The following is a 13560-nucleotide window of genomic DNA, read 5'->3' on the forward strand; positions in this document are numbered from 1 at the left end:
CCTGATTTTATCGAGCGCATACTCGATTTAGAGTTGCTACCAACCTTCATTGGAAAGCCATTTCTTACTTTGCCATATAACAATATTTATACAATCTTTATGCTAATCTATTTTACGAAATAAATGTTAACATTTGTTTCGAAACCATTTTTTTGAACAGCTAACCAAAAGGAATCGTTTGATGACGTTTGTAAATGGAATAAAGGTATCAGTCGCTGCAGTTATTTGCCTGGGGCTGCTCACCGCCTGTACCAAAGCAACGGAGAATGAGCCCGCCAATGGCAATCTCCAACAGGTAGCTGATGAAAACAATGACCGCTCACCCAACACAGACTCCCCAGGTCGTCGAGATCAGCTCAGTGCACCGCACGAAAGCGAGCATCGTGAATTACGTAACAAAATAATGCAGGCAGCCACGCAGCGCCAAGCCGACGATATTCAGCAATGCCAGCTGATCCCCTTTGGTCATCGCCCTTGTGGTGGCGCAGAAAGCTATTTGCTTTATTCCAGGCAAAATATGACTGACGATGAATTAGCCGAATTGCAGACCGATATCAACCGCTTTAATGAGTTAGACCGCATTATTAAAAGCGCACGTCAGATCGTAGGTACTTGTCAGGTGATCCCAGAACCAACTATTCAGCTAGTTAACAATCGCTGTGTAGCCCAGCCAGGATCTGCACATGTGCCATACTAGCCTGTAGACACGCAAACAGGAGATATTATGAAAATTTTGTTACCACTACTATGTATAGCAAGCCTGAGTGCTTGCACTGCTGCTACCGACGAGGAGGCTTATATGTCAGAACCAGATTGGCAGGAACCTACTGAGCAAACCCAAGCTGCCCGCACTGAAAGCGGAGAGCAGGACCTGGACCAGCAACGAGAGGATTTAGCCCGCGAAATCAGAGACCAGCTGCCGCTTGAGGCTAACAGTGTTGAACACTGCGCTTTGCTCGCTTTTGGCCATAAACCCTGTGGCGGGCCCCAACAATATCTGCCCTATTCAACCCAGGGCATGACCGAAGATGAGCATAATGAACTGTTACTGAAAACCCGCCGCTACAATAGCCTGGACCGCCAAATCAAAGAAGACCGCGGTATAGTGAGCGACTGCGCCATCGTTCCAGAACCTGAGCTTATACTACAAGAAGGCCAGTGCGCCGTGAAAAGCGAACGTCCGGGATTCGAGATTTATTAAGACTAACGGGGGCAGGGCTAAAAATCACCACTCTGGCCCCAGGTTTTCGGTTACTCCTGCAAAGAAAACGGATTCATGAATTGCCGCCCCCAGAACAGTTTACGGTCTACACTGGTTAACTGAGCTTCCTCACAAATACTATTCCATTTAAGAGTGATGACTTCCTTTTGTTCGTCTATCATGGCTTTTGCTTCAGTATAAGTAAGCTGAAAAAGGTGAGCGGCCGCCAGGCAAGTTTTCACCTGACTAAGATTATTATCGCCAATAATCTTCATTGCCTGCGACGCCTCATTACCAGTACGACTCTGTGGGCAAATATCGTAGGCCGGTGTTAGCGATAACCGATTCCCATCCCAGAACGCCGCGTGATTACGAGCGTGATCATCGGTATTACCACAAAGAATATTGAAAACCAGGCGAGCAAACAGCTCCCGCAATGTTGCTTTTGGTTGTTCGAAACGATGCCGAATAATTTCCGTAAGTTGTTCATAACTGGCATACCTTGCCATCATATCATCCAAGCCAAACAACGTTAGCGCCGACACCAGTGACCGCCGTCGCCAGCCCTCTGCAGTAAGTTCCCGGTCAAAACGCTCTATCAGTAGAACGTCCTTTCCCATGCGTCGGGCGCAGCATCCCTGATGCAACTCGGCATCGCCAAACCCGGTAATAACGGCAACACACCGCTCTGCAACGGTAACTCCGGTAAATACAACGGAATGCGTGCCGGATTGGCTAAATAACTTTGTCCGTAATTGAACACCAATGTATCGCCTTCTTCGGCCAGTCGACCAGCAACAACGGGTTGAACCTGCCCAGGCAACCAAACCCACACATAAGCTTCCTTTACTGTTTTATTCGCTGAACTTCTAGAAGTCATCCTTAACTCCATCTACTTTGCGTTTAGGCGCCGTTTTAGGAAGTAGCGCCAACTTTTCTTCAGCCTGCTGAATATGTCGGGTCAGTGAACCACCTTCAGGTACAAACAGCGGTACACGTAAAATAGTAGCAACCTCGAAGACCATGCCTATTTCACATTTTGCATCAGCGCCTTCAATACGCTTCAGGCTGCTGACAGAAATCCCGGCCCGCTCAGCTACTTCTGCAAGAGTAAACCCTTGCTGCAAACGGGATATCCGTATCAAGTCAGCAAGTAATCGCAAAGCCTTTTTGTTAATTAACGAGTAGGTACGTTGTCTTTTATCTTTCATAATAGTCAAAAAGCTCCCACAAGAACTTCATCACTCAATAAAGCTCTCACAAGAGCTATTTTATTGAAGTGTAGTGAATGCCTAAACTTTAATCAAATCCGGGTTGCCCCCCGGGGTCAGAGCTGAAATTCACCACTCTGGTCCCGCTCGTAAGGCGTTGAAAACAACGGAGTCAGGGCCAAAATTCGCCACTTTTGAAAACAACGGGGTCAGGGCTAAAATTAACCACTTTAAAAGTGGTTAATTTTAGCCCTGACCCCGTTGTTAACCGTTTAGCGGTTGTAGAAGGGGGAGCGGTCGTCCAGGGCGTCGTACAGGCGTACGCGGCGGTGTAGCTGGCGGCCGCCGTTGCGGGCTAGGGGTATCCAGGTCATACCTACACGCTGGCGTGTTGGCCGTACGCTCATCAGATCAAACGGAATGCTGATAAAGAAGCCCTTAGTAAAGCTACCTTCGCCGTATTCCTCTGAAGATACATTGGTTAACGCAGCGAATGCCCCTGCGGTTACCCCACTGTCAAAGCGTTTCTGAAAGGTCATATTGACGCCATCATCACCGGCCAGGAAGCGACCGAAGTCTAGCTGCAGCATGGTATCTTCCAACCAGGGCATTTGATAATACAGGCTCACAAACCCGGTCGTGGTTTCATAATCATGGAAACCTGTACCACCGGTGAAGTTACGCTGGCGTACCCGATTAATATCAAAACCTATTGCCCATGACTTATCCAATGGACGATACACCATCTCATAACCAGCACCACCAAACATGCGCTCTATATAACCACCGTAGGCCATACCGTACAGGTCATTAGTGATCTGAGAAAAATAAGTCGCCTGCAGGCTGTCCAGCCAGACGTCATTCTCCACATAATTACGCACGTTAGTACGTACCGGCGGCAAATCATCCTGAGTATCGCTAACATAGTTAAACTTGTGATAGTTATTAGCTATGTTGAAACCAAGCTCACCAAAAACCTCTAAATTAGGCGTGAACCAACGGCGTGCAAAGCCAGTGATACCTAGCTGGTAAATATGGAAGTCCTCCGGGCTACCAAAATCCTGATTAAAGAAAGGTTTAGCACCAAAGCGGGTTCTGAAGCGATAATCCGGGTTAAATAACCAGTCTTCTTCATTCTCCGGATAAGCATCCGCCTTGCTGCGTTCAAACAACTCGGCGGTCTGTTCAGGGCCCTGTTCATCCTCAAAGTTTATGCGCGCTTTAAAAGCCTCCGCGTCGACACGGGTACTAATACTAGGCGCAAAAAACTCGGTATCAACAATGTCATAAGTGGTTACCGTCTCCGGTAATTGATCTGCCAGAATACGTGCCGCACGCTCTACGTTTTCATCATAATCGCGGTAACGTCTGGGGCTGGAGAAAACCCGCACGGTATCTTCACCGTCCATCGCAAAACGAGCATTCGCCAATGCGTAATTGCTACGTAAATCACGGCTCATTTGCGACCAGTTCACATCATCCAGACTTTCCGCATAAGGTGCAGCTGGCTGAACTTTACGTGGTTCAACACGAATCGGCTCAATGCCATTGAAGTTAGTACTCAGAGTGAAGTTAAACATCAGAGTGTCGCCACGTTCGTAACTGGCCTGCAGGTCAAACCAATCCGTTACGCGATAATTAACCCCGACATTCCAGGGAGTACGGGGTTCAATAGGCACGCCCGCGCGATCAGCTGAGTAATCGTTGCCTTCATATTCAAGTTTCACACGCAATGGCTGCCAGGGTGTCTGCCATTCAACGCCACCAAACAAGGAAGCCTGGCCCTTGAACCACTGGTCATATTCAAACTGACCACCGCGACCACTCATCCCTCTTGGCCGGCTACAATAGTCATCACTGAGCTCACAAAAGGGGTTTGAGATACTGTCACGGGTTCCCAGACGACCAAAACCAACACCTAAACTAAAATCAAAGGCGCCAAAGCGCTTATTCGCCACCAGATATTCACTATCAAAAATACCGGTACCGGCAAAGTCACGCAGGCCAACAGAAAACTCCGGCAGCCAGTAACTTTCCTGCCACAAACGAAACTTCACATCAAAGCCTTTATCCGTAAGAATAGTATCGCCACTAAAGCCGGGAACCTGGCTATACAAGCGATTCGGAAACTGCACATAAAATGCATTGGCTTCCAACCAGGGCAATACCTGCAAACTTACTGCATAACGCCGGTATTCATCCATATCCGCATAGGTCAGGCTGATTTCACCTTCATCCATCATGCGCGCTGTCGGGTTTTGCATTAAACCTACGCCACCCGACTGAGAACGCGTCGGCTTATAGTCACGGCGTGACCAGTGGTTCGCATCTGCCACCTGTTGTTCAGTTACCAACTGCGGTGAGTGAACCGGAGTTTCTTCTGTAAAACCGACAAACTGAGTTAAGAGCTCAGCAATGTCCTGATTCAGGCCAGAAAAGCGACGAGGCAAGCCACGCAAAGGCAACCAGAGAATGTCTCCCGGCATGGCTTCAAAACCTTCGCGATTATAATAAGCCCAGTCAATCTGGTGCACTTGTTGACCACGCACCAGGGTGGCTGAGTTTCTGTCATAACCTTTCAACAAACCATCAGTCGCTAACAGTTTAGCCAGGTACTGGCTCGCTGTTGCACCACCTTGCAACTGATAAGCACCCGCTTCAGCGACAGCGCCCAATACCAATAACTGCTCAGTACGGGGTGGTAACACTAAGCGGTAATCAGCGTCTTTCAACAAAGGGTTGCTGCCAATAAACTGGCGACTGCTGGCAATATCAATATCGGAATAAGGTTGAGTTGCTACTTCAAGCGATTGAATCTGGGCACGTAAAGCAAGCACAACGCGTGCTTTATTTTCTTTGCCTCGCTGCTGCCAGTAGCTATGTAACAAGTCCAGATCTTCAAGTGCCTGCGTTTTTAACGCTTCAGCACTGTTGTCAGTGCTATTTACCAGGCGCACCCCAGGCCAGTATACGTCATGGCCCTCTACATGCTGAACAGACTCGGTTAACGCCTGGCTTAGGCGCACCGGCTCTTGCCAGCTCAGTTCAACTTGATCATTCAGGGTCAGGGTTACGCCGCTACTGGCTAAAAATAATAAACTACTTAACATTAATCGCGCCCTACCCATTTCACTTGTGTTAATTCCAACGCCGCGCGCTCGGGAATAATCTGTTGTCGGCTTCTCACCACATGACCATCGGCTTCAAGCCAGAATACATTTACAAATTCCCGTGTGCCCAACTCCCCGTGTTCTTCAACGCGTGTTACCTGGTAAGTCTTACCATCCGGCAACTGCAGGCTTTCTTCGCCGACAATTGAAAAATCAGAATGGACGCGCCGTGAATAGCGTTGCTGATTACGCTCAATGTCCATATAACGCGTCCAGGTCATGTTGCAGCCGTCTTCATCAAGTACACACTGCAGGGGATCTTCAGCAAGGTTAGAAACCGCCAGTAATTCAGTATCCACGTCTGCGGTACGCACAACCCGCCCCCCGCGGGTAATCAGGGTTTCGTTCTCTGCGGTGATCCAGCTCAATTCTTCACCATCTGCATAACCCAGCACGACCAGCAAACGGGCACTGTCGTCCCAACGGGCGTACATCGCGGTATAGGGAAAGTCGCTAATCTGCTGTTCTGTTAATGTGGCATCTTCAGGCGAACTAAACGCATATTTAATAGTTTCAAAGGTTTCATCGGTTACCGCAGTGCAACCACCTAATACAAAAATACTACAGAGGGCAATCACCGACTTAGCGGATAAGGGGAGAAAGGACATAAATGGGTAGCCAGTTAAATTAAAAAAGACAAAATACAATAAGCAGAAACAAAAATACCGCCAAAAGGCGGTATTTTAACTAAACTTTACTGCCCGTTCTACTTAGTTAGAAGTAGGAACAGTAATAGTGTAGGTGTTAGTACCGGTACCAGTTACTGTCACTGTGTAGCCGTTGTCATCATCGTCATCATCATCGTCATCTGCTTCTGGTTCAGAAGAAGAGCTGTCAGCGATAACAGCGATAGCAGCTACGGAAGCTACACCGATACCAGCGTAAGCAGCAGTGCTCAGTCCGCCTGCAGCTGTACCTGGTGCTTGCTCACCGGCAGCGCCTTGTTGTGCTAATACTGGGCTGGCCGCTAAGCCTAACGCCGCAGCGATTGCAATTGATAATTTAGTCATAAAAATACCTCTCTCTAGAGCTTACTGATACATGTATCGTTATTCTTTTGTACTCTTAGCCGAGTAACCAAACTCATCCAATGAGCCGATAGCTCACTTCAAGTACTCGAAATAACTCATTGATAATAATATGGGTGTGGCAACTAAAGATCAAGCTATTTTAGAACCTGAACTCCCAGGAAGTCATTAAATTAAAACCATTTTCGCGTTTTTTACGCTCACCCAAAGTGGGTGCTATCAGCTCATCCGAATATAACTCTACGCCTAGTCCAAATAGAGTATCTCCAAATGGCCTCTGGTACTTTATATCGAATTGCAATCTTTCGATGTTTTCACCCGGATTTAAACTGTATTCATTCGCCATATATAGATTAGTATCACCATATTCAGCAAATAGAAGTCTGGTTTGCCAGCCTTCGCCCGTAGCAGCATGGTTGCGGTAACCAACCACCAAAGACTGTACATGCTGATCGTGGGTGGAACCTATGCTTTGCTGCCAGCGCCGGTAACCGGCCGGATCCCGTTCGTCATCATAAAAGGCTGCGGGAGTGTCGCTGTATTCAGTAAACACCTGTTGTAAACGCTGGGGGCTGCTAAAACTGAAGTCTGCTCCGACAAGAAGCGCCAAATCATCAAGTTCTGATTCACTGGAAGCCAGCTCTGAATACACTCCCAGATTAGAACTTAACGAAAAACGAACATCAACACCGCCCATCTGATTACCAGTATTATCGTCCAGGGTCAGATTCTGCGGATGACTGCTGCCACCCCACTGGGCCGTATAACTGGCACCTAATTCAATAAAACGAGCGGGCCGTATGCTCAAACGAACGCCGCCCATCTGAATATCGCCTAACTCACCAGCACGCTGGGTACGACCCACAAAAGCCGTAGCGTGCCAGTTACCTGCAAGACTCAACAGAGGCAATGAACTGGCATCATCGCGTAAACGATTGATACGCAACGCCTGCACGGGCCGTGCGTTGGTTGATAATACCAAAGCGCTGTCCTGTCCCGGCCCCCACCATACCGGCATCTGGTCGGCACTCAAGGCCCAGTTGCCTAGCGTCGTGGCCAGATAACTGCCATCAAATATATAACTTTTATCATCACTGCTACCACTACGAAAGCTGGTTTGAATACGTGCTGCACTGTGTTCCCACTGAAAACTACGCGACGCCGTAAATGCACCTTTTTCGTGGTAACTATCACCAAAGCTTTGTAGACGCTCTTCGTCGCTATTGGCACTCAAGCGCACGCGACTGACCTGGCTCTGTTGAGCAAACTGCAGAGCCGCACGCACCCGGTAATAAGCAAAAAGCTCACTGTCATCAAGCCAGCCCGGATTTATTTCACGTAAATCACGGGCTATACCGCTCCACATAAGCGGGTAAGTATTTACCGTACCGCGTAAATAACCAGCATCGGCAAGCTGTTGAATGCTTATACGAAGATAAATATCATCGGCTTCCGCCCAGGGGGCGGCCACAGCCACTGAAGTAATTCCGCTGGCCAACAAGGCGCCCAGCGCTATGCTAGAAAATCGTTTCACAGGCTCACCTTAAATATTGCTAATAGCGGCAAAAGCAACGGCTGAATTATAAATAATATTGGTGACCCGCGACCATAGCTCAAGGTTCTCACTGTATGTCGTGTCCAGCGGTACCACAATAGCGTCGCCCGGACGTAATTCCGCTGACGCACCATGACTAAACCAGCCACGGCGTTGACGGTGTGGTTCGATAGCACCATTGGCCTTGACGACATAAATGCGTCTCTCATCCGCTTTTTGCTTAGTGCCACCACTCATATTGATATAATCAGTCACAGTCAGGTCACGGTCAAAGCGGTAAGAAGTGGCCATTTGTACTTCGCCGAGAATGCTTATCGAGTCCTGACGCGAAGGCACATGCAAGGTATCGCCGTCTTTCAGAGTAATATCGCCAGCCTGGCTCTCGCCAGCCAGAATTCGGGGCAGGTCGATAATTAAACGGCCAACAGGTTCAACGGCCATCAAATCAGCCAGCAAGGTTCGCATTTGCTCGTAAGACTGGTTACTGCCACCCGTACCGGTAATAGCATTACTGGCAATTTCACGCTGCAGCTCTTCGGCCAACATAGTCATACGACGGCGTTCCTGCTCACGCAGTTCGTCTCGGGTAAATACCGCACCATCCAGAAAAGCAAAGTCTGTAAAGCCACCGGCCCGTTCAACTAAAGCAGAAAGGCTTTCGCCGCGGCGAATCGCATAAGTGCCGGGGAAACGAACTTCGCCGCGCAGGGTTACTTCATAGGTATTCTGCCATTCCGGAATGCTCAGCACATTCAGGCGATCTCGCCCCTGCAACGCGATGTCTTCATTGCCAAGAATCACATCCAGTAAATCAAAAGGCATGTATTCAGTTTCTGCCTGCCCACCCTTGAGGTTTATGCGTGTCACTTCAGCGCGTTGCAGGTAAGCTGAGTCTTTCAAACCACCAGCGGCAGAAATTAAACGACTGGCACTGGCATTCTGCACCAGCGGATACACACCCGGGTGATTAACTTCACCAGCGACATAAACAAAAGGTGTATTACCGCTTTCGGTACGCTGGCGCTGCAACCGCTGCATGATAGGATCCAGCAGATTTTCGCGTGAATATTCAGCCAGATCCTCATCGGCAACCCGGCCTTCATCCTGGTCTGGTGTACCGAATAATTCACGCAACGGCGTAAGGCGTTCTGCACGCTCACGCTCCTCACGCGCTTCACGGTCACTGTTTTCTTTCTCCCGCACCAAGTCACGCAGGAAAGCACGGCGGTAATCGGCTAAAAGCTCCTGCCGTTCTTCCTGCTCACGCTCCTGTTTTGAGCGCGTCAAACGGGAAAGTTTTTCCTGTTCTTCCGCTTTTGTCTGGTAACGACTGAAAATAACCAGCTGATCACGTTCATTAAGCTCCAGGTTTTCACCCCGGTCACCGTCAATAGCTAAAGCGACATCAAACTGATAAACACGCAGTTCACGACGCGGGCCATGCTCGCGCACCACCAGACCATAACTTAAATCCGCCTGTTCTAATAAGTCATGACGGCTGCTACGCAGAATATCGTTAATACGCAGGCCTTCCTGCCATTCATACTGCCCTGGGCGACTCACAGCACCTACGACTAATAAACTATTATCCAGGCCTTCAGATACTTCTCTCAGTACAATTTCATCGCCCCCCTGCACGCTGCGCTGCAGGTGATCCTGCGAGGACAAATCTAAAGTTGTCATCTGACGGCGTCCGTCGCGTACACGTCGCACCTGTGTGGAAGGCAAATAGGCTTCAGCTTTGGCACCACCGGCCAGTTTGAGTGCGTCTTCAAGGGTTTCACCACCTTTCAGCTCATACATAGCCGGGCGGTTGACCTCGCCTTTAACGGTAATCATATCGCCGCGTGGCGGAATGAACACCACATCGCCGCTTTGCAAAATGCGATCCGCAGAGGCATCGCCGCGCATCAAGAGGTCATATAAATCAAATTCCGACTCCACATTACCGCCACGCATTAAGCGCACTGAGCGTAAAGATGCAATGTCAGAGACACCGCCTGCTACATATAAAGCCTGGCTGATAGTAGACAAAGAACTGACTGTATAAGCACCCGGCTGGTAGGCTTCACCTACGATGAAAATCTGAATAGAACGCAACTCGCCCATAGAAACGGCTACCTGGAAGCCTATCAGACGTTCTCTGACCCGGTGTTGGATAAGCTCCTGCATAGCGCTGTAAGTCAAGCCAGCTACGTTCATTTCGCCTAAACGCGGAATCACAACTTTGCCTTCACGATCAATAATCAGGTTATGAACCGTATCTTCCTGACCAAAGAGTTGCACCTTGATGCTATCCCCTACGCCCATAATATAATTAGAAGGCACTGGTGCATGAGAGGTGGGGGCAAAGGTACTGGGCTGAGCGGCAAACATGTCATAACCAAACGGCCGTATGACTTCATCATCACGGGTAAACTGGCGTTCCAGATCTTCCGGAATAATAGGTTCACCGGTATGGTCAAAACGCGTCCCCCGAGGGAATACCAAATCCCTTTCTTGTTGTTCGCGCTGCTCAGCCTGACTATCCTGTCGATCCATCTGATCGAGCATGTCAATATCCACGCCAAACTGACGGGCCAACTGCTCCTGCTGAGCACGGGGTAAACTACGCAGCTGTTCAATTTGCGCCTGACTGGGCATTTGCTGAGCCTGGGCGCTATTAAACAGCACATCGAATGAAAAACTAACACTTAAAGCCAGGCCTGCTAAGGCGCTAAAAATCAAACCACGTTTCACGTACGTATCCCCTTGAATATGCCAATGCATACCATTTTAATCATAATCCCGTACGGCAGGCCACGCCTGCCATTTCAATATTCTTTCGTAGGGCAGGCTCGGCCTGCCGTTCCGATGTTTATTCGGCAGGCGAAGCCTGCCCTACCTCATTTCTCGCAGGGTATTGATTCAATAACCACGTCGCCGTTGTTATACATTAAATCATTAATACCGCTGGACGGCGCAAATCCTAACGGCGCCTGCTGTAGCAGCTCATGAATGCCGTCTATTGTAAGGTCACTGCAATAAGTGTCCAGTTTTTCTAATAAGAGTTCAATATCAGCCCAGGGCAATGCAATTTCACTGGCCGTCATAATACGAGGATGGTCAGTCAATTGCACATCATCGCCAATCAACAGCTCTTCATATAATTTTTCACCAGGGCGCAAACCGCTATAAACAATTTCAATGTCGCCATCGGGATTATTCACATCTCTGACTTCTAAGCCCATCAAACGAATCAGCTTACGGGCCAGATAATCAATTTTAACAGGCTCGCCCATATCCAGAACAAAAACATCGCCACCCTTGCCGTCGGTTTCACGAGCCGCAAGCGTACCCATAGCGCCCGCTTGAATCACCAGCTGAGCTGCTTCTGGAATGGTCATAAAATAACGGGTGATCTCAGGGTCAGTAACCGTAACAGGACCACCATCAATAATCTGCTGACGAAACAAAGGCACCACAGACCCGGATGAACCCAGCACATTACCAAAACGCACCATAGCAAAACGAGTGTTATTGCCTTCGCGCTTCGCCATGCCCTGCAATACCAACTCCGACATGCGCTTAGTAGCGCCCATCACATTCGTGGGACGCACTGCTTTGTCGGTAGAAATCAGAACAAAATCTTTAACGCCGTTTGCCGTGGCCGCTTCAGCGACATTCCAGGTACCGAAAATATTGTTGCGTACACCCTCAACAACATTGTATTCCACCATAGGTACATGCTTATAAGCGGCAGCATGATAGACCGTATCCACCGCGTAGTGCTGCATCACTTTGGCCAGGCGTGAACGATTCTGTATTGAGCACAACACCGGCTGTAAGCTGACCTGCAATTGCTCGGTGGCTATAAGATCAGCAAGTTCCCGCTCAATGGCATACAGATTAAACTCAGAAGCTTCCAGTAAGATTAAAATTTCCGGCTCATACTGCACGATCTGGCGACAGAGCTCAGAACCAATAGAACCGCCGGCACCAGTAACCAGCACCTGTTTGCCGAAAATATTGGTATTCATTAAGGCTTTACGGGGTTTCACTGGATCACGACCAAGTAAATCTTCAATGCGCACATCCTGCAGCTCATCAATAGACATGTCGCCATCAACCATATCCGCCATGCCAGGAATACTCTGTACTGTGACTTTTAAGGGTTCCAGAAAGTCCAGGATTTCTTTACGGCGGGCACGAGAGACACTAGGAATAGCAAGCAGCACACGGCGTGCTTCACAACGGTTGATAGCGGCTTCAATGCTAACAGGAGAGTAAACCGACAACCCCAGAATAGAAGACCCTTGCAGGGTCTTGTCATCATCAACAAAACAAACCGGATGGAATTCAGCGCCGTTAATTAAAGCCTGGGCCAACTGGCGCCCGGCAGAACCCGCGCCATAAATAATCACCCGTTCTTTTTCCCGGTTGGCGCGCCTCTCAAACAGCGAACGCATTAACAACCGCGAGCCCCCGATCAATATCAATGACATCAACGCATAATTGATAATGACACTATAAGGAACCGCCGCATTCAAAAAGTAAACCGCAATAGCGAGCACCAGGCTCGAGCTTAATACGCCCAGGCTCACCACTAAAAGTGCTGAAAGCGCCATAAAGCGCACCACCGCCCGATACAAACCAAAGCGAGCGAAGAGCAGCATGGAAACAGGAATCGCAATAGCAATCGCCCAAAGCACGTCGGGATCTTCAGGCCAGTAGAAAGACTCGTAACGCACGCAAAGCGCGAAGGCATAAGCAAAGAGCAACGCCAACACGTCAAAACAAAGTGCTATTAAACGTTTACTGGTGCGGGAGAAAGAAAGCAGTTTTTGCAGCATTATAGGTTACTTAACTCTGTCGCCTGAGCCTTTGCCCAGAACTGTCATTATGATGAGTTTAAAGTAGTTCACTAACGTTAAGTTCTTCAGCATTTTCGCATCCGTTTGTGCCAACAACCGCGGCCGTGACATATCAATATCGTTGACCTGAGCCAAGCCAGTAATGCCAGGGCGTACTTTAAATACACCGCGCTTTTCGCGCTCTTCGATAAGTTCTTCCTGGTTAAACAAGCAAGGCCGCGGACCGACCAGACTCATATCGCCTTTTAGGACATTCCAAAGCTGGGGAAGTTCGTCTAACTTAGTGCGGCGCAAAAAGTGACCGAATTTAGTTATTGAATCCGCACTGGCCAAATGGCTGGCCACGCTAGCGGTATCTTTGCGCATGGTTCTGAACTTAACCAGGGTAAAAGGTTTTTGAAGACGCCCTACCCGTTTTTGTAAAAACAACGGGGATCCCGTATCAAAAAGGCCAACGATAAAAAGAATAATCAGCACTGGAAACCCCAGTATCAAGCCTATAAGAGAAAAAAGGAAATCAAATATTCTTAGCATTTTGCAGG

The 13560-nt window shown here is 48.8% G+C and carries 12 protein-coding genes; 2 read left to right on the top strand and 10 right to left on the bottom strand.

The features are described 5' to 3' along the window. Positions 1-181: 181 nt before the first annotated feature. Together CWE09_RS05890 and CWE09_RS05895 are read left to right on the top strand one after the other, a co-directional pair. Entirely contained in the window at positions 182-697 is a 516-nt protein-coding gene (locus tag CWE09_RS05890; protein ID WP_126803061.1) for a hypothetical protein, read from the top strand. Between the two features lie 102 nt (positions 698-799). Next, positions 800-1201, top strand: coding sequence for a hypothetical protein (locus CWE09_RS05895; RefSeq protein WP_126803062.1), 402 nt, complete (start codon positions 800-802; stop codon positions 1199-1201). 50 nt (positions 1202-1251) lie between these two features. On the opposite strand, the gene CWE09_RS05900 is transcribed toward CWE09_RS05895, so the two are convergent. From CWE09_RS05900 to CWE09_RS05940, 10 genes are all read right to left on the bottom strand, one after another. Further along, positions 1252-1821, bottom strand: a complete 570-nt coding sequence (locus tag CWE09_RS05900) for a type II toxin-antitoxin system HipA family toxin (protein ID WP_198679634.1) — start codon at positions 1819-1821, stop codon at positions 1252-1254. Continuing rightward, on the bottom strand, positions 1800-2081 hold the full coding sequence (locus CWE09_RS14205) for a hypothetical protein (protein WP_198679636.1): 282 nt from the start codon (positions 2079-2081) through the stop codon (positions 1800-1802). Before CWE09_RS14205 ends, CWE09_RS05900 begins: the two co-directional genes overlap by 22 nt. After that, complete coding sequence (locus tag CWE09_RS05905; RefSeq protein ID WP_126803063.1) at positions 2071-2412, bottom strand: helix-turn-helix domain-containing protein; 342 nt, start codon at positions 2410-2412, stop codon at positions 2071-2073. Before CWE09_RS05905 ends, CWE09_RS14205 begins: the two co-directional genes overlap by 11 nt. 272 nt (positions 2413-2684) lie before the next feature. Next, the gene (locus tag CWE09_RS05910; RefSeq protein WP_198679644.1) at positions 2685-5522 is read right to left on the bottom strand and encodes a YjbH domain-containing protein; all 2838 of its coding nucleotides are present in this window, start codon (positions 5520-5522) and stop codon (positions 2685-2687) included. Beyond that, positions 5522-6190, bottom strand: a complete 669-nt coding sequence (locus tag CWE09_RS05915; protein WP_126803065.1) for a YjbF family lipoprotein — start codon at positions 6188-6190, stop codon at positions 5522-5524. Before CWE09_RS05915 ends, CWE09_RS05910 begins: the two co-directional genes overlap by 1 nt. Before the next feature lie 102 nt (positions 6191-6292). Continuing rightward, a complete protein-coding gene (locus CWE09_RS05920; protein WP_126803066.1) occupies positions 6293-6592 on the bottom strand; it encodes a hypothetical protein in 300 nt (99 codons plus the stop codon). Positions 6593-6752: 160 nt separating this feature from the next. Next, positions 6753-8144 carry a capsule assembly Wzi family protein gene (locus tag CWE09_RS05925; protein ID WP_126803067.1) on the bottom strand — a complete coding sequence of 464 codons (1392 nt, stop codon included), beginning with the start codon at positions 8142-8144 and terminating at the stop codon, positions 6753-6755. A 9-nt stretch (positions 8145-8153) separates the two neighbouring features. Further along, on the bottom strand, positions 8154-10904 hold the full coding sequence (locus tag CWE09_RS05930) for an SLBB domain-containing protein (protein WP_241974305.1): 2751 nt from the start codon (positions 10902-10904) through the stop codon (positions 8154-8156). 146 nt (positions 10905-11050) lie between these two features. Further along, the gene (locus CWE09_RS05935) at positions 11051-12997 is read right to left on the bottom strand and encodes a nucleoside-diphosphate sugar epimerase/dehydratase (protein WP_126803068.1); all 1947 of its coding nucleotides are present in this window, start codon (positions 12995-12997) and stop codon (positions 11051-11053) included. Between the two features lie 6 nt (positions 12998-13003). Next, positions 13004-13552: a sugar transferase gene (locus CWE09_RS05940; protein ID WP_126803069.1), complete on the bottom strand. Its 549-nt coding sequence runs from the start codon at positions 13550-13552 to the stop codon at positions 13004-13006. Positions 13553-13560: the final 8 nt, after the last annotated feature.

The sequence above is a fragment of the Aliidiomarina minuta genome, from assembly GCF_003987145.1.
GTDB lineage: Bacteria > Pseudomonadota > Gammaproteobacteria > Enterobacterales > Alteromonadaceae > Aliidiomarina > Aliidiomarina minuta.